The sequence below is a fragment of the Sagittula marina genome (assembly GCF_014196795.1).
Lineage (GTDB): Bacteria > Pseudomonadota > Alphaproteobacteria > Rhodobacterales > Rhodobacteraceae > Sagittula > Sagittula marina.
This window is the reverse complement of record NZ_JACIEJ010000001.1, coordinates 414,292-438,332: the sequence shown is the minus strand read 5'-3', so window position 1 is coordinate 438,332 and position 24,041 is coordinate 414,292. Positions and strand designations below refer to the sequence as shown.

The window sequence follows — 24,041 nt, the reverse complement described above, 5'->3', positions numbered from 1 at the left end:
TGCTGCGATGCGGCGGCGCGCCGGAAACAGTGCGTTCGCGCATCCCGCCCGGTCCTTGAGACAGAAAAACCCGACCAATCGGCCGGGTCCTTCGATGCCATGGATGGCAAGGTCAGTGCAGCTTGGCACCCACTTCGCTGATCGAGTTGTCGATCATCTGGTCGGCCTTCGCCGGATCCATCTGCTCGGCAATGACCTGACGCGCAGCGGCCACGGCCACCACGGCAGCCTGATCGCGCACGTCCTTGATCGCTGCGGCCTGCGCCGACTCGATCTGGCTCTCGGCAGCGGCCAGACGGCGCGCAATCGAGTCCTTCATGTCAGCCTTGGCCTGCTCGGCGGCCAGTTCGGCCTCCTGCTTGGCGTGGGCCACGATCCGGTCCGCCTGGTCCTGCACGTCACGCTGCTTGCGCTCGTAGGAGGCCAGCAAGGTCTGCGCCTCTTCGCGAATGCGACGGGCTTCGTCCAGATCGGCCTGAATGCCTTCGGCCCGCTTGTCGAGCAGCTTGGCCAGCATGCCCGGAACCTTGAAGTACACCAGCACCACGAGGAACAGGATAAAGCCGATCAGCACCACGAAATCGGTGTTGCGCAGGCTGAAGAACGGGCCAGTCGCAGCATGTGCCGGAGCAGCGGCCAGCAATGCGAGGGGAAGAATGAAACGAGTCATGATTTATCCCTTCAGCTGGCGGTCAACGGCCGCGTTGATCTTGGCTTCGTCCGCGGACATGCCCAGTGCGGCCACGATGGCAGCGGCGGTGTCCTTGGCAACGATTTCGACGTTTTCCAGCGCGCTGGCGCGGATGGCATCGATGGCCTTCTGCGATTCAGCAGCCTTGGCAGAAATCTCTGCGTCGGCATGCGCCTTTTCCACGTCAAGATCGGCCTTGATATCGTCACGAGCGCGCTGTGCAATGGCATGCGCCTCGGTGCGGGCATCGGCCAGCGCCTTGTCATAAGCCGCCTCGGCGTCCTGCGCCTTCGACTTCAGATCTTCGGCTGCGGCGATGTCGTTCGTGATGGTGCCCTGACGTTCAGCCAGAACAGACGCGATCCGCGGCAAGGCGACACGCGCCAGAATAAAGTAGATCACCACGAGGGTGATGATAAGCCAGAAAACCTGGTTGCCGACCCAGTCACCGCAGAGTTGCGGCATCCCGATCGCGGAGCCGCCTGCGTCGACGCAGGTGCCAGCCAGTTCTTCCTGATACGGTTCAACCGCCATGTCGTCCTCCGTCGGAACTTGGTCTCTACATCGGGCGGCCCATGTCAGGCCGCCCGCGCGTAAGGATCGTCAAATTCCGTGGATCAGACGGCGAACATCAGCAGCAGAGCGATCAGGAACGAGAAGATGCCCAGTGCTTCTGCGAATGCGATGCCGATGAAGAGGGTCGCGGTCTGCGAGCCAGCAGCGGAGGGGTTGCGCAGAGCGCCGGCCAGGAAGTTGGCAGCAACGTTGCCCACACCGAGGGCCGCGATGCCCGTGCCGAGACCTGCAATGCCTGCGCCGAGAAATTGAATGCCTTCCATGGTGGTATCTCCTTACGATTGGAAGTTTGTAGTCTGGTTGTTCTGTCGGGGGAGGCGCGGGATCAGCCCCGCACCGCCTTAGTGAGAGGGATGCAGCGCGTCCTTGAGGTACACGCAGGTCAGGATGGTGAACACGTAGGCCTGGATAAAGGCCACGAGCACCTCAAGACCGTACATCGCGGTGATCGCGAGGATCGAGATGGGCGAGACAGCGGCCAGCGCGGCGAAACCGGCGAAGACCTTGATCACGGCGTGACCCGCCATGACGTTGCCTGCAAGACGAATGGAGTGGCTCATCGGACGCACGAAGTAGGAAATCACCTCGATGATCGCCAGAATCGGACGCAGCGCCAGCGGGGCGGAGGACACCCAGAAGAGGCCAAGGAAACCGGGACCGTTCTTCACGAAACCCAGAACGGTCACGCCGATGAACACCGCCAATGCCAGCGGCACGGTCACGGCGAAATGCGACGTGGTGGTAAAGGACATCGGGATCAGGCCAAGGAAGTTGGCGAAGACGATGAACATGAACAGGGTCATGATGTAGGGGAAATACTTCAGACCGTCCTTGCCGGTGACGTCTTCGACCATCTTGTAGACGAAGCCATAGGCCAGCTCGGCCACCGACTGGGAGCGCGACGGCACGATGGCGCGGCGCGACGTGCCCACGACCATCAGCAGCACGATGGCCACGATCGCCAGGAACAGCCAAAGCGTCACGTTGGTGATCGTGAACAGACCTACATCACCGTGGCCAAAGAGCGGCTTGACGATGAACTGGTCCATCGGGTGAAAGACCAGGCCAGTGCCTTCGGTCGCGTGCTCTGCACCGTGCGTCTCAGTCGCCATGCGTGTTCCCCTCGTTTGCGCCGCCTGCGGCGCCCTTGTCAGCCTCAGGCGCGTCCGCCTCGTTCAATTCCTGCTTCGCCTGCAGTTCTTTCGCTGTGCGCAGCATCACTTTGATGCCGGCGGCGATGCCCAGCAGCGCGAAGATGACCATGAGCCAGGGACCCGTGCCAAGCAGCCAGTCCAACCCGTAGCCAATGCCAAACCCGATCCCGAGTCCGGCAACCATCTCCGTCACCATGCGCCACGCCATGTTGGCCTGACTGTAGTGTTCTTCCTGGTGAGGCTTCACCTGCCCCGTGGCCTTCTTGTAGGCGTTGATGCGGGCTTCGAGGTCCTGCATCTGTCGCTTCGGGTCAGGCGCGCTCATGGGCTGTTTGCTCCACCAGAGTTCGAGAGGGGAATAGGCGGTGCAGCCCCCGGAGTCAACGACGGGTTAAGCCTTTATTCAGAACCGGCAAGGCTCTGAAATTTATGGCATTTCCAAATTGCCAGCTGACAATTTTCAAAGCACCTCACCCCTGTTAGCGCCCCAGCCTGCTGCGTTTGCATATTCAACTCATCAGTTGATCTTGCCATCGGGCCCCGGCATCCCCATGGCGCAGGCGGCTCTCTCCTCTTTATATATGCTGTGCAATGCCTGCGTTCCGGTCTATCTGCAAAGCCCATGACCGCCCGCCTCGACGCCACCTTCGCCGCTCTCGGCGACCCGACCCGCCGCCGCATCCTGTCGATGCTGCTGGAGGACGACATGGCCGTGACCGATGTGGCGGAGCCTTTCGAGATGTCGCTCGCCGCGATCTCCAAACACTTGGCCGTGCTCACCAACGCCGGCCTCATCAGCCAGGAAAAGCGCGGTCGGGTAAAGTGGTGCAAGCTGGAACCCGACGCCCTGCGCGAAGCGACCATCTGGATGCAAAGCTTCGGGTTGTTTGAGCCGGTGAACCTCGATGCCTTCGAGCGCTTCCTTGAAGCGGAGCTTTCTCCGGCCACAGGCGCGCCGAACGAGTGAGCACTTGGAGGCGCGGAGAGACAAGGCACGGTGCTGGCGTCTCTGCTTCCTGAATGCTCAACTGTCTTGCTCTTCGTCCTTGATCAAAAGCAGAAGCGACAGGACGGTCAGCGCAACACCGGGCAGAACTATGGCGGATGGCACGCCCTGCCCCAGCGCCAGTTGCCAGACGATGACAAAGCACGGCACGATATATGTATAGGCCATCACCTTGGCCGACGGCAGACGCAGGGTCGCGTAGCGCAGGATCAGGAAGGTCACGCCGGTGGCGACGATGGCCGTGTAGGCGATGACCTGGTAGACGATCACCGGCATCGCGGCCCAGTCGGTCTCGACGATATCGCGCGCAGCGTATACGCCGAGGATCACCGCCCCCGCCGTCAGGATCGAGGCGGTGAAGGCCAGCGCCGGCTCTCCCCGATTGAGCTTTCGCAGCAACGGGGAATAGAGCGCGTGGGCGAGACAACCCCATAGGTACACCTGCTCGCCGCGCCCGATCTCGAACCGCAGGGCAAGGTTCGGATCACCGCGAAAGATCACCCAAAGCGCGCCAAGACCGCCAACCACGATGGCCAGCGCCATACGGCGGGTGGTGACCTGACGCACGACGACCCACCCAAAGACCGCGGTCAAAGCCGGGTTCAGGGTGAAGACCGCGGCCATGCTGACGGGCTCTGCGGTTTTCAGGCCCTCGAACATGGTGACGAAGTAGATGGCAAACAAACCGGCGAGCGCAAAGTACCGCCAGGGCGCGCGGAACACGCCCTCGGTGCCAGTGCCGCTGGCCAGCGCCACCGCCCACATCGCCGCCGCGGCCACCGCAAAGCGCACCGCGTTCAGCACCACCGGATCAATGTAAGGCCCGACCATCGCGCCGAATGGGAACGAGCCCGCCACCAGCGCGGCGAAGCAGAGCATCGCGAGATGTCCCTTGGCCGCCTCGCTCACTTCTTCGCTGTGCCTTCTCCCGCATATGCCTTGAGGTGCGACAGGAACGCCTGCACCTTGGCCGTGCGGTGCAGGTCCACATGCGTCACCAGCCAGAGCGGCGCGGTCCAATCGTCGCTGGGGGGCAGCACCTGAACCAGATCCGGATGCAGCGCCGCTTCGCGCGTGCCCATGAAGCCCAGGCCGGCACCGGCCAGAAGAGCACCTTCGAGAACGCGGGAGTCGACACTGCGGAACACCATCCGGTCAAAGGGCACACGCGCGTTAAGCCAGCGATAATGCGGCGCGCGGTTGTCCGGGTCGTCGTGTCCGACGAAATCGTGCTGTGCGAGATCTTCTTCGCCCTTTGGCGTGCCTCTGCGCGCCAGATAGTCCTTGTGGCCGTACAGCGCCACATCCTGCTTGGCAAAGGACTGCGCCACGTTGTCCAGCTCCTGGGGGGCAGGCCCTGCGCGCAGCGCGATATGCGCCTCGCCGTATTCCAGCCGGAACACCCGGTCGCCGGTGAGGTAGCGCACCACCACGTCCGGATAAGCCGCGCGGAACGACGTCAACGCCGGCACCATCAACGGCGAGAAGGCAATCAACGAGGTCACCAGCAACTCGCCCGACACATCAGAGCCGCGCCCCTTGATGCGCCCTTCGAGCTGTTGAAACTGCTCATCGGTGGTCTGCGCCACGCGCAACAGGTCCTGTCCGGCTTCGGTCGCGGTGTAGCCGCGCGCATGACGCTGGAACAGCTTGACACCCAGACGTCCCTCAAGCGCGTCGATGTGGCGGATGACCGTGGCGTGGTGCACGCCCAGAACATCCGCTGCCCCGCTGACTGTCCCCATCCGCGCCACTTGAAAGGCCGTGCGGATTTCATCCCAATTGTCCATCTTGCGTCCTGTGCAAATATAAACAGTGACCTTCCTTTTGCTCAGATTGCGTTCGGTCGAGCAAGAGCCAAGTTTAAGGACAGACCGCAACAGCAGTTTGCTTTGCCGAAAGGACGACACAATGACCGAGACACTTCTCCGTATCGACACTTCCGCCCGCCACGAGGGGTCCGTGACCCGCGAACTGGGCGACCGGATCGAAGCCAAGCTGAACGCCGGCAAGATCATCCGCCGCGACCTGGCCGATCAGGTGATCCCGCAGCTTGACGCGGGCTGGCTGCACGCCGCCTTTACCAGCGACGAAGAGCGCACCACCGAACAGCGCGACCACCTGGCCCTGTCCGACCGCCTGATCGCCGAGATTCAAGAGGCAGACACCCTGCTGCTGACCGTCCCGGTCTATAACTTCAACGTGCCTGCCTCGTTGAAAAGCTGGGTCGATATGATCGCCCGCGCCGGTATCACGTTCCGCTACACCGAATCGGGTGCCGTGGGTCTGCTGGACGGCAAGCGCGCCATTCTGGCCATTGCCAGCGGCGGCACCGAGGTGGACAGCGCCATCGACCATGCGACACCCTGGCTGCGTCAGGTGCTGAACTTTGTCGGCATCACCGACATTCAGGTTGTGCGCTCCGACAAGCAAGCGGTGGACCCCGAGGCGTCCAAAGCGCGGGCCGAGACCGATCTGGAAAACCTCGCCGCATAAGACCTGCGGCCGTTCAGAATGCTGCGCGTCCTATCGTCGGGACGTGCAGCAACCGGCGGGCTGCCGGATCACGCGGGTCAAGCTCCGCGTAGCGCAGGGCATCCTCCGCGGTGCGCGAGACCTCCAGCGGATAGGGCATACGCGCCCTTACAGTGTCACGGTACAGCTTGCAGATCCCGAAGTTGACCTTCCCCGGTGCATAGATCGACGTGCGTGCGCGAGGATCCCGCGCGGTGTGAAACGCGGTCAGCCGATCTGCAAGGCGCTGGGTTTCCTCAAAGAACCTTTCCGGGAACGTGCAGTTGGCAACATCGAGAAGGATGTGCTGACCGCCGTCGAACTGTGGATCTTCGCGATAGGCTCCGAGACAGTCCACATTCTGGTCGACGGTGATGTCGCCCTCGAACCGCACCAGAACGATGTTCATTTCCGTCAGGATCTTGAAACTTGCGGGCATGGGCGGCCTTGTGGGCATGAAGGGCTGACTTTACGTATATGCACGCAGTCCCTGCCTCCGCGCAACTATCCAGATGAGAGCCGCGCGGGCCAAGGCGCCCCCTCATTGACAAAAGCCTGATTTCCCCTTATCCGCAGTCGCAACCCCGGAAGCGTTGAGTCTTCCGGTCCCTTGGGCATGGCCCGGGATCGCCCTCCGTCAGCGCGTTGCGCCCACGGGGGCATTTCCGCTTTGTCCATTTGCGATGCCGGTCCGGCCGTCTTACGTAGACGTGCGACCAACAGAGACAGAAAGAAAGGCGTAAAGCCCATGTTCGAAAATCTCTCCGAACGCCTTGGCGGCGTGTTCGACCGGCTGACCAAGGCGGGCGCCCTGTCCGAAGACGATGTAAAGACCGCCCTGCGGGAGGTGCGCGTGGCCCTGCTGGAGGCCGACGTCTCCCTGCCGGTGGCGCGCCAGTTCATCAAGGCCGTCGAGAAGAAAGCCACCGGCGCGGCGGTGACCAAGTCGGTCAGCCCCGGCCAGCAGGTGGTGAAGATCGTTCATGACGAGCTGATCGCCGTGCTGTCTGGCGAGGATGACGATCCCGGCAAGCTGAAGATCGACAACCCGCCCGCGCCGATCCTGATGGTCGGTCTGCAAGGTGGCGGCAAGACCACGACCACCGCCAAGCTGGCCAAGCGCCTGAAGGAGCGCGACGGCAAGAAGGTCCTGATGGCCTCGCTCGACGTGAACCGCCCGGCGGCGATGGAACAGCTTGCGATCCTTGGCACGCAGATCGGCGTCGACACGCTGCCCATCGTCAAGGGCGAGGACCCTGTCGCCATCGCCAAGCGCGCCAAGACACAGGCGGGTCTGGGCGGCTATGATGTCTACCTGCTCGACACCGCCGGCCGTTTGTCCATCGACGAAGAGCTGATGACCCAGGTCGAAGCGGTCCGCGACGTGGCCAACCCGCGCGAAACGCTGCTGGTGGTCGATGGCCTGACCGGTCAGGATGCCGTGCACACCGCCGAGAACTTTGACAACCGCGTCGGCATCACCGGCGTCGTGCTGACCCGGATGGACGGTGACGGCCGCGGCGGTGCTGCCCTGTCCATGCGCGCCATCACCGGCAAGCCGATCAAGTTCGTCGGCCTGGGCGAAAAGATGGAAGCGCTGGAAACCTTCGAGCCGGACCGCGTCGCGGGCCGTATCCTTGGTATGGGCGACATCGTGGCGCTGGTCGAGAAGGCGCAGCAAACGCTTGAGGTCGAACAGGCCGAGCGCATGATGAAGCGCTTCTCCAAGGGGCAGTTCAACATGAACGACCTCAAGACCCAGCTTGAGCAGATGATCAAGATGGGCGGCATGGCCGGGATGATGGAAATGATGCCCGGCATGGGCAAGATGGCCAAGCAGATGGACAGCGCCGACATGGACGACAAGATGATCAAGCGCCAGATCGCGCTGATCCAGTCCATGACCAAGAAGGAGCGCGCCAACCCTGCCCTGCTTCAGGCCAGCCGCAAGAAGCGCATCGCCGCCGGTGCGGGCATGGAGGTCTCCGACCTGAACAAGCTGCTGAAAATGCAGCGCCAGATGTCCGACATGATGAAGAAAATGGGCAAGATGGGCAAAGGTGGCATGATGAAACAGGCCATGAAGGGCATGTTCGGCAAGGGCGGGATGCCGCCCGGCATGGACCCCTCCCAGATGGATCCCAAGGCCCTCGAAGCCGCAGCCAAGCAGATGGGCGCCAAAGGCGGCCTGCCCGGCGGCATGGGGGGAATGGGTGGCATGGGCGGCCTGCCCCCCGGCCTCTCCGGTCTTGGCAAGAAGAAGTAAGGACCGGCAACCGCGCCCCTCGGCTTTCAGTCGTCCGAAACACTCCCGTCGGACGCATCCCGCAGCAAACACAGGCACCCAAGCCCCGATACCATGACCAAACCCGTCCTCCATACCGAGCGCCTGACCCTCAGGCTGCCCCTGCAAGCCGATTGGCCTGCGGTGCGCGCCTTCTTGTGCTCGGAGCGGTCGGCCTACGTGGGCGGACCGATGGAAGATGAAAATGCGGCGTGGCGGGCCTTTCTGGCCTCCGCCGGGCATTGGACGATGAAGGGCTTTGGCTATTTCACAGTGCTTCACAACGACGCCCCTGTGGGCCGCGTGGGCATCGTGGAGCATCCGGCGTGGGACGAACCTGAACTGGGCTGGCAGCTTTTTGACGGCTTCGAGGGACAAGGGTACGTGACCGAGGCGGCCACCGCCGTGCGCGACTGGGCCTATGGCACCCTGCGCATGGGGCCGCTGATCTCTTATATTCACCCCGACAACATCGCGTCGCAGCGCGTGGCGCAGCGGCTCGGCGCACAGGTCGAACGGGAAACCACCTTGCTTGGCGGTCCGGCGCAGGTCTGGCGTCACCCCTCCGATGACGATGATGGCAACCCCGAGGCCTACGCATGAGCCTTGTGACCGCCCCCGTTCTGGAGACCGAAAACCTGCTGCTGCGTGGCCCTGAGAAGGGCGACGCCGATGCGGTCATGACCTTCCTGCGCGACCCGATCCGCAGCGCGGGCTTTGGCACCTCCCCCACACAGGGCGATGCGTGGCGCTGGTTCACGCTGAACGTCGGCCACTGGCATTGGCACGGCTACGGCTATTTCACCATCGTTGACCGTGCCAGCGGCCAGCCCTGCGGCATCACCGGCATCTGGAATCCCGTGCCCTGGCCCGAACCGGAACTGGGTTGGGTGGTCTTCGAGGGCTTTGAGGGGCGCAGCCTGGCCTACGAGGCCGCCCAGCGCGCCCGCATCTGGGCCTACACCGAGCTTGGCATGACGACGCTGACGTCGAACATCGTGCCGTCGAACACCCGGTCCAAGGCGCTCGCCGCGCGGCTTGGCGCGCAGTACGAGCGCACCTATCACAACGAACACATGGGGGAAGACGAGCTGTGGCGGCATCCGTCCGCGCAGGAGGTGCTGGGATGAAGGCACATATCTCGATCGCCACCGACCGTCTGGTGCTGCGCACCCCGGAAGAAGAAGATTTCGACGCAGTGGCGCGGTTCATGGCGTCGCAGCGCGCGCAATTTGTCGGTGGTCCGCGTACGGACCGCTTTGACATGTGGCGTGGGTTCCTGTCGCAATTCGGCCATTGGGGTCTGCGCGGCTACGGCATGTTCACCATCACCCGCAAGGGCGAGGTGATCGGACGCACCGGTCTGCTGAACCACGTGATGTGGGAAGAACCGGAACTGACCTGCCACATCTTCGACGCTGGCGAAGAGGGCAAGGGATACGCCACCGAGGCCATGCGTGCCGCCCGTCTTTGGGCCTGGGAAGCGCATGGATTGAACCGGCTGGCGTCTTTTGTGCACCCGGACAACGGTGCGGCACAGGGCGTGGTGCTGAAGCTTGGTGCCGTCCCGGAACGCGAGACGACCCTTTTGGGGCGGCCCGTGCACCTGTGGCGCCACCCGGAGGCGCGGCAGTGACGGAGATCGCAAAGCGCCCCACGCTACACGCCCCCTGTGAAAAGCACCGGCCCGGCCCCGCCGCGCGCACGGCGGCCCGCATGGGCGGCAAGGTGCCCGTGCTGGACACCAGGCGGCTGCAACTGCGCGGCCCGCGAGTCTATGACTTCAAGGCCTATGCCGATATCCTGACGTCGGATCGGGCGGTGTTTTGGGGTGGCCCGTATTCACGCAAGGACGCCTGGGACGACTTCACCAATTACGTTGCCTGCTGGATGCTGCACGGGCACGGGTTGTGGACCATCGACGCGGCCACCACGCCGACCGCCGGCTTTGTGCTACTGGGCTATGGCTGGGACGATCCTGAGCCGAAGCTGAGTGTGTTCATGTCCGCCGGTGCAGAGGGTCAGGGCTACGCCTTGGAGGCGCTGGAGGCCGCGCGCGACCATGCGTTTTCGGCGCTGAACTGGGACAGCGTGGTCAGCTCTGTCGCCCCTGACGACGACCGCGGCATTCGCCTGATGAAGCGCTCCGGGGCACGTCGTGACGCGCAGGCCGAGGCAGCCCTGGGGACCGACCACCGGCACATCTGGCGCCACGCGCAGGGGGCCGCATGAGCATCGTGAACATCCCTGTTCTGGAAACCAAACGGCTGCTGCTGAAGGCCCCGCAGCCGCAGGATTACCCCGATTTCAAGGCGACTTTTGCGTCCTATCGCTCGCGCTTCATGGGCGGGCCGCTGAACGCCTATGAGACCTGGATGCTTTATGCCGCAGAGATCGGCCATTGGGAGATCCGTGGCTTTGGCATGTGGATGATCCACCTGAAGGAGACCAGCGAGACCGTCGGCATGGCCGGCGGCTGGTTCCCGGCAAAGTGGCCGGAGCGGGAGATCGCCTGGATCATCTGGCCCGACCGCGCCGGCAAGGGCTACGCGCTGGAGGCCACCGACCGGGTGCGCCGCCATTTCTACCAGGACATGGGGTGGGACACGGCGGTGTCCTACATCGACCCCAAGAACCTCGATTCCATTCGACTGGCCGAGCGGCTGGGCTGCGTCAAGGACCGCGACGCGCCCTCCATCGACGGCAGCGATGCGGTTTACCGGCACCCGACGCTGGCCCAGTTGCAGGGTCAGACCGGCCACGGCATCGACATGGAAATCGCCCACTACCAGGACCCGCTGTTCAAACCGAAAGGCTTTGCAATTGACTGACGCACCCAATGACGTTACCCGCGCGGCGCAAATCCTCAAGGAACACCGCGAGTCCATTGATCGCCTCGATGCGATCCTCGTCTACACGCTGGGCGAGCGGTTCAAGCACACGCAGGCCGTTGGAAAGCTCAAAGCCGACCACGACCTCCCGCCCTCCGACCCTGCGCGCGAAGAGCATCAGATCGCGCGGCTCGAAGACCTTGCGAAACGGGCCGATCTCGACCCGGACTTCGCCAAGAAATTCCTGAATTTCATCATTCAGGAGGTGATCCGACACCATAAGGAACACCAAGCCTAACCCAGACCTAACCGGACCCCGGTCCGGCCCTGCCATTCAGTTCAAGGAGAAATACAATGGCCGTTAAAATCCGTCTCGCCCGTGGTGGTTCCAAGAAGCGCCCCTTCTACCGTATCGTTGCAGCTGACTCGCGCATGCCGCGCGATGGCCGCTTCATCGAGAAGCTGGGCACCTACAACCCGCTGCTGGCGAAAGATTCCGAAGACCGCGTGAAAATGGACATCGAGCGCATCCAGTACTGGATGTCCCACGGCGCGCAGCCGACCGACCGCGTGTCGCGCTTCCTCGAAGCGGCTGGCGTGATCGAGAAGAAAGAGCGCAACAACCCGAAGAAAGCCGTTCCGGGCAAGAAAGCTCAGGACCGTGCAGAAGAGAAGGCCGCCAAGGCCGCCGCAGCGGAAGAAGCTCCCGCCGAGGAATGAGTTCGGTTCGGTTCCCGCCATTTTGCGGGGCCGTGCCCAGCCTGCCCCCGCCCACCGGGGGCAGGCCCTAGCCCCGGCGTCCGCGCGGACCGCCGGGGCTTCTACATTTTGAGGGGTCGTGCAGCCGCATCCCGCGAAGGCGATCGGCGGTTTGTCGACCATCAGCCACGCGCGGGCATCGCCCCTCTGGTGCAGCGGCCTGTGCCGTGGCAGACCTGCGGCCATGTTTCGCCTGATCCGTCTTCCCATTCTGTTGGTCATCGCCTTTGCCGTAGGCGTGTTCTATGAGCGTGGACAACAGCAGGCGCTGTGTGACACATCTGGGGGCCAATGGATGCGGTCCGGATTTTGTTCCGTGAAATGAAAGGCATAACGATGCACGACGGGGATGACATGGACGATCAGATCTGCGTTGGCGCAATTGCCGGGGCCTTTGGGGTGCACGGCGAAGTGCGGCTGAAAAGCTTTACCGCCGACCCGCTGGCCATTGCCGAATACGCGCCTCTGAGCGGCGACAACGGCACGAGCTACGATCTGGAAATCTCACGCGAGATCAAGCAGGGCTTTTCCGCCCGACTGACCGGTGTCCGCACCAAGGAACAGGCCGACGCGCTGAAGGGCGTGCGCCTGTACGCGCCGCGCGACCGCCTGCCCTCGCTGCCCGATGACGAATATTACCACGCTGACCTGATCGGTCTGAGCGTCTTTGACACCGGTGGTGTTGAGCTGGGTCAGGTGCGGGCCGTGCTGAACCACGGCGCCTCTGATCTGCTGGAGGTCATCCGCCCCGGTGAATCTCGCACCGTTCTGTTGCCCTTTACGATGGCCTGTGTGCCGACGGTCGACCTGGCAAGCGGGCGTCTGGTGGCCGACCCGCCCGAGGGTCTTTTGGACTGACGTTGATCGTCACGGAAACGCGTGTCGCGATTTCGCCGTCATTTTTGTCGCGTTATTGAATACAATTTTAGAATGCAGGCCGGATTGTGCAATCAACCGCCCAAATTAACCTAAAAAACCGGTGAACGCGTCTACTTCCCGCCATTCTTTTCGTACAGTTTTGCCATTAATCGAGTCGCAATTTATGAGAGTGTTATAGTGGATAGGACGTCGCACAGACAGCTGCTCTCCAGCCTGGTTCTGGTCCCTGCACTTGCCGCAGTGGTGATCGCCGTGGGCTATAGCGCGCACCTGCCCACCGCCGTTTTGGCCACATTTGGCGGTGTGGCGGCAGTATTCGCCGCGTTGACCTACCCCAAAGCCAAAAAGCGTCCCCTCCCCCTGACGAAGATGATGCCCCTGCGCGGCATGCCCAGTGACCTGCCTTCGGAAACACGGCAACGCAGCGCAGTCGCGAGCGCCTTGGAAGCAGCGCAAACGCTGGAACCCGGTCCGTCCACCCGCGAGCAGGCCGTCGCATGGACCCTGTTGCGCGTGATACAGGCCTGGCAGCCCATGACGCTGTCGGAGGCGACGGAAACCCGCCTTGCCACCCTGTACATGCTGGAGCGCCTCCTGACCTCAACGCCGGGGGAAGCCGGACGGCTGGCGCAGTATTTTCGTCGCCCCGACAGCGTGCTGAGCCTGCGCGACGAGATTGATCAAATGGCCCTTGTTCGTGCCGAGTGGGACCGCTGCAATCGACTGTTCCTTGCGACGCAAGGGCTGTGGACGCGCCAGAACAACGATCAGACGACATGGCGGTTGATTGACGGCCTGCAGGCCCTTGGCCCCGCGGACGTGGACCTGTGGCACCATGTGGTTCTGCACCACGATTCGACCGATCCACAGCAACGAGAGGCCGCCTTGTGGTGTTTGCGGCACGCTGCCTGCGACCAGACGACTGTGGCGACCTATCTGGCGCACATCGTCACGGATGGCACGCTGGTGGCCGCCGCACAGCGAGGCGATTCAGCCTACCTCTGCGAGATCCGCACCCTGATCGAACGCTGGAACGCGGGGTATTATCGCGATGGGCTGCTGGAATTGGACGCCTCTGACGCCTTGAGCGCGGCGAGCAGTCGCATGGAAGAGGCCCTGCAAAAGGTCGCGTCGCTGACCCGCAGCGACTGGCCGCGTCCGCATGGCGCGTTCCTGCCGCGTCAGGGCCGCCCTGCCCGGATGCGTCCCAACTGGAATTTGCGTCAGGGGCGCATGGTGGCACCGCCGAAGCGCAAAGATTATTTCGACCCCGCGACCGAGCCCGCCACGCAGATGGGCACACCCGTCTGACACACGCATTGGCCGCTTGCCCCCCGGCCATGGCTCGGGCTAAGGCAACGCCATGTCGACGCCCACGAAATCACATGGCCGCAAGACCATCCGCCCGAGCCTCACGCCGCGCGATCTGATGGAACCTGCGCCCGATCTGGCCCGCGCGTGGCGGGCCCAGGTCATCACCCTGTTCCCGGACGCCTTTCCCGGCATTCTGGGCATGTCCCTCACCGGCAAGGCGCTGAAGGACGGGCTGTGGCAGTTGCAGACCGTGCCGCTGCGCAGCTTTGGCGAGGGCAAGCATCGCAACGTCGATGACACCCCAACCGGCGGCGGCGCCGGGATGGTGTTGCGCCCCGATGTGATGGCCGCCGCGATCGAAACCGCGCGCGCCACGCAGAATCGCGCGGCACCGCTGATCTATCTCAGCCCGCGCGGGCGTCCGTTTACCCAAGGCATGGCGCGCGATCTGGCACAACGGCCCGGCGCGACGCTGATTTGCGGCCGGTTCGAGGGGCTCGATCAGCGGGTGATCGACCGTTACGACATCACCGAAGTGTCGATGGGCGATTACGTCCTGACGGGCGGTGAGCTGCCTGCACAGGTGTTGCTGGACGCAACGGTGCGCCTGCTGCCCGGCGTTCTGGGCAACGCGGAGTCCACGGAGGAGGAGAGCTTCTCCCACGGTCTTCTGGAACATCCGCAGTACACCCGGCCCAGCGACTGGGCGGGGGAGAAGGTGCCCGAGGTTCTGCTGTCCGGCAACCACGGCGAGATCGCCAAGTGGCGGCGCGCGCAGGCCGAAGCGCTGACCCGCGACCGCCGCCCCGACCTGTGGGAAGCCTTTCAGGCGCGCAAAAATGACTGATCTGTTGATCCGCCCCGCGCGGCTCACGGACATCGGCGTGATCCTGGCGCTGCTCGCCAATGATACGCTGGGCCAAACGCGCGAGGTCGTCGGGGAGACCGTCGATGCGGGGTATATCGATGCCTTCAACGCGATCGCGCGGGATGAGAACCAGCACCTGATGGTCGCAGAGGCGGACGGGCGCGTGGTCGGGACGTTCCAGCTGTCCTACCTGCCCGGCCTGTCGCATCAGGGGGCGTGGCGCGCCCAGATCGAAGCGGTGCGCGTGGCCACTGATCTGAGGGGGCAGGGCCTTGGGCGGCAGATGATGATCTGGGCGATCGAGGCGGCACAGGCGCGCGGTTGCCGCATGGTGCAGCTGACCTCTCACAAGACGCGGCACGATGCGCATCGGTTTTACGAGAGCCTCGGCTTTGCCCGTTCGCACGCGGGATTCAAGCGGGTGCTGTGAGCGTCAGCCTTTGACCTGATCGGCCTTGACGGCGTTGCGTTTGCCCACGGGGCGCGGCTGGCCGGTTGTGGTGTCGGGGCGGACCTGAGCCTCCAGCTCGGCGTTCAGCTCTGCGCCCAGCAGGATCACCCAAGCGGAGATCCACAACCAGAACAGCATCACCACCGCGCCCGCAAGCGAGCCGAAGGTTTCCTGATAGCTGCCGAAATTTGCCGCATATAGCGCGAAAAGTGCGGAGCCGATCACCCACAGCACGCTCGCCAACACCGCGCCCGGCAAGGTCCACGACCAGCGCGGCGACCGGCGATCGGGACAAAAACGATAAAGCACCGCAGCGCCCAGAACTGTCATGGCGAACAGCAACGCCCAGCGGATCAGCCCGACGACCGCTTCGGTGCCGGCCCCCAGGGGAAAAATCGCCAGCAGACTGGGCAGCACCAGCACCGCGCCCAAGCCCGCCACAAGGCCGATCACCAGCATCGCCGTCAGCGCCAGAGTGACCAGTTTGCCCTTGATGAAGCCGCGCCCGTCGGTTTCTTCGTAAACGATGTTGAGCCCTTCCACCAAGGTGGAGACCCCCCGTGAGGCCGACCAAAGTGCAAGGCCGATACCGATCAAGGCGGTCAGCCCGAGGCCGCCGCTTTCCGTTCCGGCGACGGAGGCGGCCTGTTCGGTGATGATCTCTGCGGCGCGCTGCGGCAGCAAGGCGGCCACCTGGTCCAACTGAGCCGCAACTTCATCGGGTGCAATGAACAGGCCCCCGATGGCCATGACGGCCGCGATGGCGGGAAAGATCGCCAAAAGGCCGTAGAACGCCACCCCTGCCGCCACCAGCCCGACGTGGTCGCGGTCAATGGCGTCCTTCACCCGAAAGGCGACAGACTTCCAGCCGCTGAACCCCAGACGGGTCGGTCTTTTCGCGGTGTCGCTCATCGTGGCCTCATGTGTTTGGATGCCTGCCTCAGGCGCGTTGCAACGTTTTCTAACGTCAACTTGAACCAGACGGCTTTCGTTCCGCGCGCCCTTGTCGCCCGAGTTTGCGCTAAAGGCTTGGCAGAGGCGGGCGGCTCTGCAACACTTCTGAAATCCCAAACCCGGAGGGGACCCCGATGCGCGCGCCGATCCTTTGCCTGATGCTTGTCCTGCCGTTGCCTGCCATCGCTTGGGAACACACGGTGGAATATCGGTTTTCCGGGTCTGAGTTGTCCACCTTTGCCGTACTGCCCCAAGAGGTCGAGGCCCCTGAGACACTGGCAGTCACCCTCGCGTCAGAGACGTCCGGCCCGCTGGAATTCCTGGTGGAAGCAGACAATGGCCTGGGCGCGTGTGCCGATATCCTGACCTATGCGCAGGGCAATCCGGACGTTACAGTGGTCATCACCATGCATCTGAATGCCCAAACCATGAATGGCGTCACGCTCAGCCGATGCGCGCAGCACTAGTACCGCGTAACCGCTTGCAAATCACCCACAACTCGTGAAAATTGAGCACCACTCAACGATGTAACTGTGATGTATAGCCAGATCCCATTCAACGCCATTACACGCATGACCGGAGACGGTCTTTGTCTTGCCGAGATCATCACAGATCCCGATGGCAACCCCGTCGATTACCGGTTCCTTCGCATCAATGATCTGTTCGCGGAGTTCACCGGTCTCAAGAATGCCACAGGGCGGACCGCTTTGGAAATGGTGCCCGAACTGGAACGCAGCTGGATCGACTATTACGCACGGGTCGGATTGGGGCGCGAAACCCTGCGGTTTGAAAACCACTCCCCCGTCATGAAACGCTGGTTCGAGGTTCAGGCCAGCCCGGCAGAGAAACACGGGCAACTGTATATCATGTTCCGCGACATCACCGCCCGGAAGGCGGCGGATGAGGCCCGGGAACATGCGCTGGAGCAATCGCAGCAGCTGTTTCAGGAACTTGGCCACCGGGTGAAGAACAGCCTTGCCGTGATTTCGTCGATTACAAAGATGGAGGCGCGCTCCGCCGGGCCAGAGGCCAAAGAGGCGTTGGATCGGGTGCGGGCGCGGATCTCTGCGGTGGCACAGCTATATGCGGCGATGCACACGGATCAGACCATCGATTCCATCCAAATGGACGACTATCTGACGTCCATCATCCACGCCTTGCGCAACAGCGTCGAGGACCATGGTCGACTGACCATCACAACCGAGGTCGAGCCGATCCTTCTGAACAGCCATCAGGCGGTGAACGTGGGTCTTGTGGTCAACGAATTGGTGACCAACTGCGTGAAACACGCCTTTGCCCCCGACCAAAATGGCGAAATCACCGTGGCCCTCAGCGCGGCAGAGGGCATCGCGCGACTGGACGTGCGCGACAATGGCAACGGCGGCGCCAGCCAGGAGGGCTCCGGCCTTGGTCACCGGCTGATCACGGCCTTTATCGGCGACCTTGGCGGCACGCGCGACAGCCAGACACGTCCCGACGGCGGCAGCACCGTGTCCGTGACCTTTCCCATCAAACGCGACTGAGGGGCCTGCCCTTTCAAAGCCCTTGAAACATGAGGGTTTGGCGCGTAAGAGAGCGCATCCAAAGGCTTCGAGGCGACTCGGGGCCTTTGGATTTAGCGGTCCTGTTTCCTGCGGACCGCGGCAACAAACCAATAGCTGGCCGGCTGAAATCCGATGCGGATCAATCGCTTACCAGACATTTCCGTGGGCAAACCGCGCGTAACATGAAGGAGAGATCAGATGGACCTGATCGCAGAACTCGAAGCGGAGCAAATCGCTGCGCTGGGGAAAGAGATCCCCGACTTCAAAGCTGGCGACACCATTCGCGTCGGCTACAAGGTGACTGAAGGCACGCGCACCCGTGTTCAGAACTACGAGGGTGTCTGCATCTCTCGCAAGCATGGCAAGGGCATCGCGGGCGCATTCACCGTTCGCAAGATTTCCTTCGGTGAAGGTGTGGAGCGCGTTTTCCCGCTGTACTCCACCAACATCGAATCCATCACCGTCGTGCGTCGCGGCCGTGTCCGTCGTGCGAAGATGTACTACCTGCGTTCGCGCCGCGGTAAGTCGGCTCGTATCGTCGAGAACACCAACTACAAAGCCCCCAAGGGCGCAAAAGCGTAAGGACCTGACGAGATGAAAAAGGATCTGCACCCCGCATACCACCTCGTCACCGTCAAAATGACCGACGGGACAGAGTTCCAGACGCGCACCACATGGGGCAAAGAGGGCGACACGCTCGTTCTCGACATCGACCCCACCGCGCACCCGGCATGGACCGGCGGCACGGGCCGTATGCTCGACCAAGGTGGCCGCGTCTCCAAGTTCAAGAAGAAGTACGAAGGCCTCGGCTTCTGATCGAACGACCATTCGATTTGTCGAAATGCCGCTCCTTTGGGGCGGCATTTTGCGTTAGTCCGCTCGTTATGGGGCGATACCTGAAGTGTCGGCCAACGCGGCCGCCTTCGTGTTCGGGAGTGGCGCACCCTGGATTTCGCGCGCGGGGATGAGCATGGTCACAGCGGTGCCCGCCGCATCGCTACGCACGCACAGCCCGCCGCCCGCCGATTGCAAGAAGCCCGCGACCATCGACAGGCCCAGACCGGTGCCCTTGCCCGTCGGCTTGGTGGTAAAGAACGGTTCGGACACGCGGGCGAGAATCTCTGGCGGAATGCCACTGCCGCTGTCGCGCACGCAGATCGCCACGTATTTACCGGGTGCCAACCGCGTGCCGCTGGTCAGGAGTTGCTCTTCCGGGATCGTTTCAAGCGACAACTTGACCAACAGCGTCCCTTGCCCGCTCATCGCATCCACGGAATTCTTTACCAAATTCAGCAGCGCGGTCGCAAATTGCCCGTCGTCCACCTCCATCGGCAAGCGGTGGTGCCAACGGTCCACCTGTTTCTCGATCCCCTCGGGCACCATGGTCCGGATCAGCGTCATGGTCTTGACCACCGCCTCGTTGGCATCCATCACCCGCGGCCGCATCGGCGCCTTGCGCGCGTAGACCAACAGGTGATGCACGACCTCCTCTGCCCGTTCCGCCGCCATCTGGGCCTCGTGGACGGCATCCGCGCGGTCCTGCGGGTCGTCAAGCAGATGGTACAGTTCCAGATTGCCTTTCACCACGGTCAGCATGTTGTTGAAATCATGCGCCACACCCCCGGCCAACCGGCCGATGGCGGACATCTTCTGATCCTGCGCCAGCCGCTGCGCCGCCTCTTCCGTCTCCAGCCGAGATTTGCGCGAATAGAGCATCGCCAGCCCCACGTAGACAAACCCCGCACAGGTGACGAATATGGCTCCGATCCATTCGATCGGCCTGGTGAAATCGTGCAAGTGGCTGGCCATAACCACCGTGACCATCACCGCAAAGATCAAGATTTGCGCCCAACTCAGCCACAGGTGCCGGTCACCGCGCCGGATCTGGTACACCATCGTCGAGGTAATGAGCACCGTCCCGATGTAAAGTTGGATCGGATCATGCTGCATGGCGTAGTAGGATGGCAACCACATGAAGCTCACCACGACCACCAGGTACAACACCCCCGCCGTCACCAGATCGTGCGGCTCCGCCTGATCCAGCCGCGACGTGACAAAGCGATAGTGCACCGCATGGGACACCAGATAGCCAAGACACCACGCCACCGGCAAAAGACTTGCATCGTAGATATACATCATGACAGCGCCAACGCAGATCCCCACGAGGCGCATGATCAGCTCCTGCGGGACGCCATACTCCACTTCATGAAGCAGTTGCATGTCCTGGCGGGCGTCCTGCGGCATCATCGCAAAGCTGTCTCCTGTCGAGTGACGCGGCCCGGCACGGCCGCAATATGGTGAATATCACGCTAAGATCGAAGCCGCGCGCCCTAAACCTAGTCCAGCATCCAGCGATCTCGCAACGTCGGAAGTTGGTTAACGAGCAGTAACATCCTGAGGGAGAACGTTTTGCGAATGCTCACCTGAATGCATCAATCGCCTTGGTGCGGCGGCATTCCCTACGGCTTGCAAATGCGCCCCCAGTTGCTTTCGCTGGACATCAGCACGGGTCGGTGGCTAATTTTGATCAAATTCAGGCATCAGTCGTCACGGAGTCGCGCCATGAAGGACGAGAACTTTCTCAAGGAACACAACGCCCGCCAGCTTTGGCACCCCATGGCCCATCCAGGCGAGGCACAGGCACATCCGCCACGCATCATCACCGGGGCCGAAGGCGTCAATATCACCGACATCGACGGCCATAGCGTGGTGGACGCGGTCGGCGGCCTGTGGTGCGTGAACCTTGGCTATTCCAATGACTTGGTCAAGGAAGCCATCGCCAAGCAGCTTTACGATCTGCCGTATTACTCCGCCTTTGCCGGGACCACGAACCCGCCCGCAATCGAGGCCGCCCATGCCGTCCAGGAATTTTTTGCCGACGATGGGATGGAGCGCGTCTTCTTTACCTCCGGCGGGTCAGACAGTGTGGAGACCTGCCTGCGCCTGTCGCGGCAATACCATCGCCTGCGGGGCGAGCCGACGCGGACCAAGTTCATCTCGTTGAAAAAGGGCTATCACGGCACACATTTCGGCGGCGCGTCGGTCAATGGCAACAATCGGTTCCGCGTAAACTACGAACCGCTGCTGCCCGGCTGTTTCCACCTGCCAGCGCCCTACCCCTACCGCAACCCCTTCAACGAAACCGATCCGGCGCAGCTGGCACAGCTGATTGCGCAGGCCTTCGAGGACGAGATTGCCTTTCAGGGGGCCAACACCATCGCCGCCCTGATCATGGAGCCGATCCTGGGCGCGGGTGGCGTGCTTGTTCCGGACCAGAGCTTCATGCCCATGATGCGCGAGATCTGCGACCGTCACGGCATCCTGTTGATCTCTGACGAGGTCATCACCGGCTTTGGCCGCTCAGGCGATTGGTCCGGCGCGCGGCATTGGGGGGTGAAACCGGACATGATGAGCACGGCCAAAGGCATCACCTCCGGCTACTTCCCCGTTGGCGCGGCGCTGATGTCCGGCAAAGTGGCGGAGGTGTTCGAGGGCAGCACCGCAGACGGTACGATCAGCCACGGCTACACCTATTCGGCCCATCCCGTGGGCGCCGCTGCCGTCACCGCCTGCCTGTCGGAAACCCTGCGCCTGAACCTGCATGACAACGCGGCCGAACGCGGCACCCAGCTTTACGACGGTCTGCGGCGCTTGTCCGAAAAACACGACCTCATCGGGGATGTGCGCGGCGGGCACGGGCTCATGAGCGGGCTGGAACTGGTGTCTGATCGCGCCAAGAAAACCCCGCTCGATGCCGCCACCGTCAAACGCATCCACGACGCCACGTACGATGCGGGCGCCATGGTCCGCGCCAGCGGCCACAATATCCTGATGTCGCCCCCGTTGACCATTTCCGAGGCCGAAATCGACACCATCCTGACGGCCCTGGACGCGGGCTTCGCGAAGGCCTGAGCGTTACGCCTCCTTGCTTTCAGAAGTACTTCGGGGTTCGGGGCAGCGCCCCAAGGGGCTCCGCAGGTGCCCGAATACAAAGGGGCCGTCGCTTGATGCGACGCCCCCTTCCCTTTGCATTACGCGAAGATCACTCGGTGAATTTGCGGATCTCGCCTGATTTCAGCCGCGACTGGTAGCTCGCCAGCTCCCGCTTCACGACGGGCATCAGGAAATACAGGCCAAAGATGTTCACCACCGCCATGGCAAAGATCGCCGCATCGGAGAAGTCGATCACCGGGCCAAGGCTCGCCGCCGCGCCGATGACAACGAAAAGGCAGAAGATGATCTTGAACGTCAGCTCCTTGGCCTTGCCTTCGCCGAACAGGAAGGTCCACGCCTTCAGACCGTAGTAGGACCATGAAATCATGGTGGAAAAGGCGAACAGGATCACCGCGATGGCCAGAACCGTCGGGAACCAGCTGAAGGTCGCACCAAAGGCCGCGGCCGTCAGGCTGACACCGGTGTTGCCGTCGACCGTGGCGATGGCTGTGCCCGCCTCGTTCAGCATGTACAGGCCCGTGGCCTCATCCACCATCAACTGCTGTGTGATGATGATGACCAGCGCCGTCATCGTGCAGATCACAACCGTGTCGATGAAGGGCTCCAACAGTGACACGAAGCCTTCGGTGATCGGCTCCTTGGTGCGCACCGCAGAGTGGGCGATGGCCGCGGACCCGACGCCGGCCTCGTTGGAGAACGCCGCCCGTTTGAACCCCTGGATCAGCGCCCCGACAAAGCCGCCCGCCACACCCAGACCGGTAAACGCCCCGGCAAAGATCTGGCCGAACGCCCAGCCAATCATGTTGGCGTTCATGATCAGGATAATCAGCGCTGTGCCCACATAGATCACCGCCATCAGAGGCACGACCTTTTCGGTCACGCTGGCGATGGATTTCAGGCCACCAACGATGACGACGAACACGATCACCGCAAAGATCACGCCCGTGATCCAGCCGGGATACTCTCCCAGCACGCCGGTCAGCGCCTGGTGCGCCTGGTTCGACTGGAACATGTTGCCGCCGCCGAGGCTGCCCAGGATACAGAAGATCGAGAACATCACCGCAAGGAACTTGCCCCCCGGCAATGAGCGCTCCGCAAAGCCTTTGACCATGTAATACATCGGACCACCGGAGACGGTGCCATCAGGGTACTCGTTGCGGTATTTCACCGCGAGCGTGCATTCCGTGAACTTCGACGCCATGCCCAACAGACCCGCAAGGATCATCCAGAAGGTCGCCCCCGGCCCACCGATGCCAACGGCCACAGCCACACCCGCGATATTGCCCAGGCCCACCGTGCCCGAGAGCGCCGTGGCCAGCGCCTGAAAGTGGCTGACCTCGCCCGCGTCGTTGGGGTCAGAGTAGTCGCCTTTCACCAGCGCGATCGAATGCGGAAAGGCGCGGAACTGGATGAAGCCGAAATAGATGGTAAAGATCGTCGCCGCGGCCACCAGCCAGCCCACGATCCAGGGAAAGCTCGTTCCGGGGATGGGGCTGAAGATCCCGTTGACGAACCAGCCGGTCGCCCCGGCAAAGATCTCGTTGACCTTTTGGTCGATGCCGACCGCGTCCTGCGCCTGCGCGCCGTGGGCCAGCGCCATGAACGCCATGGCCGCCAGCGCGACCCGTGTGAAAAGTCGTGTCATTGCAATTTCCTTTGGCTTGGCGTCAGGGGACGATCGTGCAGGGCACCGGTGAAATCTGGACCAGTGAGCCCGCGACAGAGCCGAACACCCGGCTGCCGAAACTCGACTGGCCGTCGCGGCCCAGCACCAATTGCGTGGCACCTTCTGTCTTTGCCAGTTTGGAGAGCGTTTCCGCGATGTGGCCGTAGCGGATCACTGTTTCGACCTCGATCCCGGCCGCGGCGACCTGCTTTTTGGCGGGGGTGAGAATGGCGCTTTCGGCGCGGGCCATCTCGTCCTTGCGGCGGGCGTGGCGCTCCTCCAACTCGTTGGGGGTGAGGAACGAATAAGGCGACCACTCAAGAACATGGGCAATCAGCACGCTGCCCCCTTGGGCGGCGGCCCGGCCCGTGGCAAATTCCAGCGCACGTTGTGCTGGTTCACTGCCATCGAAGCCGACGATAAATTTGTCGGACATGGTGTGTCACTCCCCTGATTTTTTACTCGTTATTCAATTGTGACAAACTATCGCACACCGAGCAGGCGAATTTACGGAATCCGGCGCATCAGCCTTTAATTTCGCCAAATACGTCATGCCAAACCGTGCATTCGGCGCGTGTGTTAGCGGTTTGTTAGGA

At 62.8% G+C, this 24,041-nt stretch carries 31 protein-coding genes; 19 read left to right on the top strand and 12 right to left on the bottom strand.

Annotation, left to right across the window (positions count from 1 at the left end):
- Window positions 1-112: 112 nt before the first annotated feature.
- The 5 genes from GGQ68_RS02070 to GGQ68_RS02050 all read right to left on the bottom strand — a co-directional run bounded on the left by GGQ68_RS02070 (window position 113) and on the right by GGQ68_RS02050 (window position 2,746).
- On the bottom strand, window positions 113-670 hold the full coding sequence (locus GGQ68_RS02070) for a F0F1 ATP synthase subunit B (RefSeq protein ID WP_183962727.1): 558 nt from the start codon (window positions 668-670) through the stop codon (window positions 113-115).
- A 3-nt stretch (window positions 671-673) separates the two neighbouring features.
- The gene (locus GGQ68_RS02065; protein ID WP_183962726.1) at window positions 674-1,225 is read right to left on the bottom strand and encodes a F0F1 ATP synthase subunit B'; all 552 of its coding nucleotides are present in this window, start codon (window positions 1,223-1,225) and stop codon (window positions 674-676) included.
- 83 nt (window positions 1,226-1,308) lie between these two features.
- The gene (locus tag GGQ68_RS02060; RefSeq protein WP_183962725.1) at window positions 1,309-1,530 is read right to left on the bottom strand and encodes a F0F1 ATP synthase subunit C; all 222 of its coding nucleotides are present in this window, start codon (window positions 1,528-1,530) and stop codon (window positions 1,309-1,311) included.
- A 78-nt stretch (window positions 1,531-1,608) separates the two neighbouring features.
- On the bottom strand, window positions 1,609-2,379 hold the full coding sequence (locus GGQ68_RS02055; protein ID WP_183962724.1) for a F0F1 ATP synthase subunit A: 771 nt from the start codon (window positions 2,377-2,379) through the stop codon (window positions 1,609-1,611).
- Window positions 2,369-2,746 (bottom strand): AtpZ/AtpI family protein, encoded by a 378-nt coding sequence (locus GGQ68_RS02050; protein ID WP_183962723.1) that lies wholly within the window; start codon window positions 2,744-2,746, stop codon window positions 2,369-2,371. Before GGQ68_RS02050 ends, GGQ68_RS02055 begins: the two co-directional genes overlap by 11 nt.
- Window positions 2,747-3,043: 297 nt before the next feature.
- Here GGQ68_RS02050 and GGQ68_RS02045 point away from each other — a divergent pair, with 297 nt between their 5' ends.
- Window positions 3,044-3,388, top strand: a complete 345-nt coding sequence (locus GGQ68_RS02045; RefSeq protein WP_183962722.1) for an ArsR/SmtB family transcription factor — start codon at window positions 3,044-3,046, stop codon at window positions 3,386-3,388.
- A gap of 57 nt (window positions 3,389-3,445) precedes the next feature.
- Here GGQ68_RS02045 and GGQ68_RS02040 read toward each other — a convergent pair whose 3' ends face one another.
- Both GGQ68_RS02040 and GGQ68_RS02035 read right to left on the bottom strand, forming a co-directional pair.
- On the bottom strand, window positions 3,446-4,336 hold the full coding sequence (locus GGQ68_RS02040; RefSeq protein ID WP_343055813.1) for a DMT family transporter: 891 nt from the start codon (window positions 4,334-4,336) through the stop codon (window positions 3,446-3,448).
- Window positions 4,333-5,217 carry a LysR family transcriptional regulator gene (locus tag GGQ68_RS02035; protein WP_183962720.1) on the bottom strand — a complete coding sequence of 295 codons (885 nt, stop codon included), beginning with the start codon at window positions 5,215-5,217 and terminating at the stop codon, window positions 4,333-4,335. Before GGQ68_RS02035 ends, GGQ68_RS02040 begins: the two co-directional genes overlap by 4 nt.
- A gap of 121 nt (window positions 5,218-5,338) precedes the next feature.
- Between GGQ68_RS02035 and GGQ68_RS02030 the strand changes: the two genes are divergently transcribed.
- Entirely contained in the window at window positions 5,339-5,923 is a 585-nt protein-coding gene (locus GGQ68_RS02030; protein WP_183962719.1) for an FMN-dependent NADH-azoreductase, read from the top strand.
- Window positions 5,924-5,936: 13 nt separating this feature from the next.
- Here the strand turns inward: GGQ68_RS02030 and GGQ68_RS02025 are convergent, their stop codons facing one another.
- Entirely contained in the window at window positions 5,937-6,380 is a 444-nt protein-coding gene (locus GGQ68_RS02025; RefSeq protein WP_183962718.1) for a hypothetical protein, read from the bottom strand.
- Between the two features lie 309 nt (window positions 6,381-6,689).
- Between GGQ68_RS02025 and ffh the strand changes: the two genes are divergently transcribed.
- From ffh to GGQ68_RS01970, 12 genes are all read left to right on the top strand, one after another.
- A complete protein-coding gene (ffh, locus tag GGQ68_RS02020) occupies window positions 6,690-8,207 on the top strand; it encodes a signal recognition particle protein (RefSeq protein ID WP_183962717.1) in 1,518 nt (505 codons plus the stop codon).
- Window positions 8,208-8,300: 93 nt separating this feature from the next.
- Window positions 8,301-8,828 (top strand): GNAT family N-acetyltransferase, encoded by a 528-nt coding sequence (locus tag GGQ68_RS02015; protein ID WP_183962716.1) that lies wholly within the window; start codon window positions 8,301-8,303, stop codon window positions 8,826-8,828.
- Window positions 8,825-9,355 (top strand): GNAT family N-acetyltransferase, encoded by a 531-nt coding sequence (locus GGQ68_RS02010; protein ID WP_183962715.1) that lies wholly within the window; start codon window positions 8,825-8,827, stop codon window positions 9,353-9,355. The genes GGQ68_RS02015 and GGQ68_RS02010 overlap by 4 nt, the downstream gene beginning before the upstream one ends.
- The gene (locus GGQ68_RS02005; protein ID WP_183962714.1) at window positions 9,352-9,861 is read left to right on the top strand and encodes a GNAT family N-acetyltransferase; all 510 of its coding nucleotides are present in this window, start codon (window positions 9,352-9,354) and stop codon (window positions 9,859-9,861) included. Before GGQ68_RS02010 ends, GGQ68_RS02005 begins: the two co-directional genes overlap by 4 nt.
- On the top strand, window positions 9,858-10,457 hold the full coding sequence (locus GGQ68_RS02000) for a GNAT family N-acetyltransferase (RefSeq protein WP_343055810.1): 600 nt from the start codon (window positions 9,858-9,860) through the stop codon (window positions 10,455-10,457). Before GGQ68_RS02005 ends, GGQ68_RS02000 begins: the two co-directional genes overlap by 4 nt.
- Complete coding sequence (locus GGQ68_RS24205; protein WP_246429216.1) at window positions 10,454-11,056, top strand: GNAT family N-acetyltransferase; 603 nt, start codon at window positions 10,454-10,456, stop codon at window positions 11,054-11,056. The genes GGQ68_RS02000 and GGQ68_RS24205 overlap by 4 nt, the downstream gene beginning before the upstream one ends.
- Entirely contained in the window at window positions 11,049-11,354 is a 306-nt protein-coding gene (locus GGQ68_RS01995) for a chorismate mutase (protein WP_246429215.1), read from the top strand. Before GGQ68_RS24205 ends, GGQ68_RS01995 begins: the two co-directional genes overlap by 8 nt.
- Window positions 11,355-11,410: 56 nt before the next feature.
- Window positions 11,411-11,776, top strand: a complete 366-nt coding sequence (gene rpsP, locus GGQ68_RS01990) for a 30S ribosomal protein S16 (RefSeq protein ID WP_183962712.1) — start codon at window positions 11,411-11,413, stop codon at window positions 11,774-11,776.
- 393 nt (window positions 11,777-12,169) lie between these two features.
- Window positions 12,170-12,673: a ribosome maturation factor RimM gene (gene rimM, locus GGQ68_RS01985; RefSeq protein ID WP_183962711.1), complete on the top strand. Its 504-nt coding sequence runs from the start codon at window positions 12,170-12,172 to the stop codon at window positions 12,671-12,673.
- Between the two features lie 198 nt (window positions 12,674-12,871).
- On the top strand, window positions 12,872-14,005 hold the full coding sequence (locus GGQ68_RS01980) for a hypothetical protein (RefSeq protein WP_183962710.1): 1,134 nt from the start codon (window positions 12,872-12,874) through the stop codon (window positions 14,003-14,005).
- Between the two features lie 52 nt (window positions 14,006-14,057).
- Window positions 14,058-14,855 carry a tRNA (guanosine(37)-N1)-methyltransferase TrmD gene (gene trmD / locus GGQ68_RS01975; protein WP_183962709.1) on the top strand — a complete coding sequence of 266 codons (798 nt, stop codon included), beginning with the start codon at window positions 14,058-14,060 and terminating at the stop codon, window positions 14,853-14,855.
- Window positions 14,848-15,306 carry a GNAT family N-acetyltransferase gene (locus tag GGQ68_RS01970; RefSeq protein WP_183962708.1) on the top strand — a complete coding sequence of 153 codons (459 nt, stop codon included), beginning with the start codon at window positions 14,848-14,850 and terminating at the stop codon, window positions 15,304-15,306. Before trmD ends, GGQ68_RS01970 begins: the two co-directional genes overlap by 8 nt.
- A gap of 3 nt (window positions 15,307-15,309) precedes the next feature.
- On the opposite strand, the gene GGQ68_RS01965 is transcribed toward GGQ68_RS01970, so the two are convergent.
- On the bottom strand, window positions 15,310-16,239 hold the full coding sequence (locus GGQ68_RS01965; protein WP_183962707.1) for a YihY/virulence factor BrkB family protein: 930 nt from the start codon (window positions 16,237-16,239) through the stop codon (window positions 15,310-15,312).
- A gap of 176 nt (window positions 16,240-16,415) precedes the next feature.
- On the opposite strand from GGQ68_RS01965, the gene GGQ68_RS01960 reads away from it, so the two are divergent.
- The 4 genes from GGQ68_RS01960 to rpmE all read left to right on the top strand — a co-directional run bounded on the left by GGQ68_RS01960 (window position 16,416) and on the right by rpmE (window position 18,641).
- On the top strand, window positions 16,416-16,748 hold the full coding sequence (locus GGQ68_RS01960) for a hypothetical protein (protein ID WP_183962706.1): 333 nt from the start codon (window positions 16,416-16,418) through the stop codon (window positions 16,746-16,748).
- A gap of 69 nt (window positions 16,749-16,817) precedes the next feature.
- Window positions 16,818-17,804 (top strand): sensor histidine kinase, encoded by a 987-nt coding sequence (locus GGQ68_RS01955; RefSeq protein ID WP_183962705.1) that lies wholly within the window; start codon window positions 16,818-16,820, stop codon window positions 17,802-17,804.
- 219 nt (window positions 17,805-18,023) lie between these two features.
- The gene (gene rplS, locus GGQ68_RS01950; protein ID WP_183962704.1) at window positions 18,024-18,407 is read left to right on the top strand and encodes a 50S ribosomal protein L19; all 384 of its coding nucleotides are present in this window, start codon (window positions 18,024-18,026) and stop codon (window positions 18,405-18,407) included.
- A 12-nt stretch (window positions 18,408-18,419) separates the two neighbouring features.
- Window positions 18,420-18,641 (top strand): 50S ribosomal protein L31, encoded by a 222-nt coding sequence (gene rpmE, locus GGQ68_RS01945; protein ID WP_183962703.1) that lies wholly within the window; start codon window positions 18,420-18,422, stop codon window positions 18,639-18,641.
- A gap of 66 nt (window positions 18,642-18,707) precedes the next feature.
- On the opposite strand, the gene GGQ68_RS01940 is transcribed toward rpmE, so the two are convergent.
- Window positions 18,708-20,072 (bottom strand): sensor histidine kinase, encoded by a 1,365-nt coding sequence (locus GGQ68_RS01940; RefSeq protein ID WP_183962702.1) that lies wholly within the window; start codon window positions 20,070-20,072, stop codon window positions 18,708-18,710.
- Window positions 20,073-20,387: 315 nt separating this feature from the next.
- Between GGQ68_RS01940 and GGQ68_RS01935 the strand changes: the two genes are divergently transcribed.
- On the top strand, window positions 20,388-21,737 hold the full coding sequence (locus tag GGQ68_RS01935; protein ID WP_183962701.1) for an aminotransferase class III-fold pyridoxal phosphate-dependent enzyme: 1,350 nt from the start codon (window positions 20,388-20,390) through the stop codon (window positions 21,735-21,737).
- 130 nt (window positions 21,738-21,867) lie between these two features.
- On the opposite strand, the gene GGQ68_RS01930 is transcribed toward GGQ68_RS01935, so the two are convergent.
- Together GGQ68_RS01930 and GGQ68_RS01925 are read right to left on the bottom strand one after the other, a co-directional pair.
- Window positions 21,868-23,424 carry an alanine/glycine:cation symporter family protein gene (locus GGQ68_RS01930; protein WP_183962700.1) on the bottom strand — a complete coding sequence of 519 codons (1,557 nt, stop codon included), beginning with the start codon at window positions 23,422-23,424 and terminating at the stop codon, window positions 21,868-21,870.
- Window positions 23,425-23,446: 22 nt separating this feature from the next.
- Window positions 23,447-23,881, bottom strand: a complete 435-nt coding sequence (locus GGQ68_RS01925; RefSeq protein WP_183962699.1) for a universal stress protein — start codon at window positions 23,879-23,881, stop codon at window positions 23,447-23,449.
- Window positions 23,882-24,041: the final 160 nt, after the last annotated feature.

Bases quoted from the DNA above. Each gene is read 5' to 3' on its own strand.
- GGQ68_RS02060 (WP_183962725.1), bottom strand. From the start codon at position 1,530: ATGGAAGGCATTCAATTTCTCGGCGCAGGCATTGCAGGTCTCGGCACG.
- GGQ68_RS02035 (WP_183962720.1), bottom strand. From the start codon at position 5,217: ATGGACAATTGGGATGAAATCCGCACGGCCTTTCAAGTGGCGCGGATG.
- GGQ68_RS02030 (WP_183962719.1), top strand. From the start codon at position 5,339: ATGACCGAGACACTTCTCCGTATCGACACTTCCGCCCGCCACGAGGGG.
- GGQ68_RS01930 (WP_183962700.1), bottom strand. From the start codon at position 23,424: ATGACACGACTTTTCACACGGGTCGCGCTGGCGGCCATGGCGTTCATG.
- GGQ68_RS01935 (WP_183962701.1), top strand. From the start codon at position 20,388: ATGAAGGACGAGAACTTTCTCAAGGAACACAACGCCCGCCAGCTTTGG.
- rpsP (WP_183962712.1), top strand. From the start codon at position 11,411: ATGGCCGTTAAAATCCGTCTCGCCCGTGGTGGTTCCAAGAAGCGCCCC.
- ffh (WP_183962717.1), top strand. From the start codon at position 6,690: ATGTTCGAAAATCTCTCCGAACGCCTTGGCGGCGTGTTCGACCGGCTG.
- rplS (WP_183962704.1), top strand. From the start codon at position 18,024: ATGGACCTGATCGCAGAACTCGAAGCGGAGCAAATCGCTGCGCTGGGG.
- GGQ68_RS01925 (WP_183962699.1), bottom strand. From the start codon at position 23,881: ATGTCCGACAAATTTATCGTCGGCTTCGATGGCAGTGAACCAGCACAA.
- GGQ68_RS24205 (WP_246429216.1), top strand. From the start codon at position 10,454: ATGAGCATCGTGAACATCCCTGTTCTGGAAACCAAACGGCTGCTGCTG.
- GGQ68_RS01965 (WP_183962707.1), bottom strand. From the start codon at position 16,239: ATGAGCGACACCGCGAAAAGACCGACCCGTCTGGGGTTCAGCGGCTGG.
- rpmE (WP_183962703.1), top strand. From the start codon at position 18,420: ATGAAAAAGGATCTGCACCCCGCATACCACCTCGTCACCGTCAAAATG.
- GGQ68_RS02050 (WP_183962723.1), bottom strand. From the start codon at position 2,746: ATGAGCGCGCCTGACCCGAAGCGACAGATGCAGGACCTCGAAGCCCGC.
- GGQ68_RS02010 (WP_183962715.1), top strand. From the start codon at position 8,825: ATGAGCCTTGTGACCGCCCCCGTTCTGGAGACCGAAAACCTGCTGCTG.
- GGQ68_RS02045 (WP_183962722.1), top strand. From the start codon at position 3,044: ATGACCGCCCGCCTCGACGCCACCTTCGCCGCTCTCGGCGACCCGACC.
- GGQ68_RS02005 (WP_183962714.1), top strand. From the start codon at position 9,352: ATGAAGGCACATATCTCGATCGCCACCGACCGTCTGGTGCTGCGCACC.
- GGQ68_RS01970 (WP_183962708.1), top strand. From the start codon at position 14,848: ATGACTGATCTGTTGATCCGCCCCGCGCGGCTCACGGACATCGGCGTG.
- GGQ68_RS02070 (WP_183962727.1), bottom strand. From the start codon at position 670: ATGACTCGTTTCATTCTTCCCCTCGCATTGCTGGCCGCTGCTCCGGCA.
- GGQ68_RS02055 (WP_183962724.1), bottom strand. From the start codon at position 2,379: ATGGCGACTGAGACGCACGGTGCAGAGCACGCGACCGAAGGCACTGGC.
- trmD (WP_183962709.1), top strand. From the start codon at position 14,058: ATGTCGACGCCCACGAAATCACATGGCCGCAAGACCATCCGCCCGAGC.
- GGQ68_RS01960 (WP_183962706.1), top strand. From the start codon at position 16,416: ATGCGCGCGCCGATCCTTTGCCTGATGCTTGTCCTGCCGTTGCCTGCC.
- GGQ68_RS02025 (WP_183962718.1), bottom strand. From the start codon at position 6,380: ATGCCCGCAAGTTTCAAGATCCTGACGGAAATGAACATCGTTCTGGTG.
- rimM (WP_183962711.1), top strand. From the start codon at position 12,170: ATGGACGATCAGATCTGCGTTGGCGCAATTGCCGGGGCCTTTGGGGTG.
- GGQ68_RS01955 (WP_183962705.1), top strand. From the start codon at position 16,818: ATGTATAGCCAGATCCCATTCAACGCCATTACACGCATGACCGGAGAC.
- GGQ68_RS02065 (WP_183962726.1), bottom strand. From the start codon at position 1,225: ATGGCGGTTGAACCGTATCAGGAAGAACTGGCTGGCACCTGCGTCGAC.
- GGQ68_RS01940 (WP_183962702.1), bottom strand. From the start codon at position 20,072: ATGATGCCGCAGGACGCCCGCCAGGACATGCAACTGCTTCATGAAGTG.
- GGQ68_RS02015 (WP_183962716.1), top strand. From the start codon at position 8,301: ATGACCAAACCCGTCCTCCATACCGAGCGCCTGACCCTCAGGCTGCCC.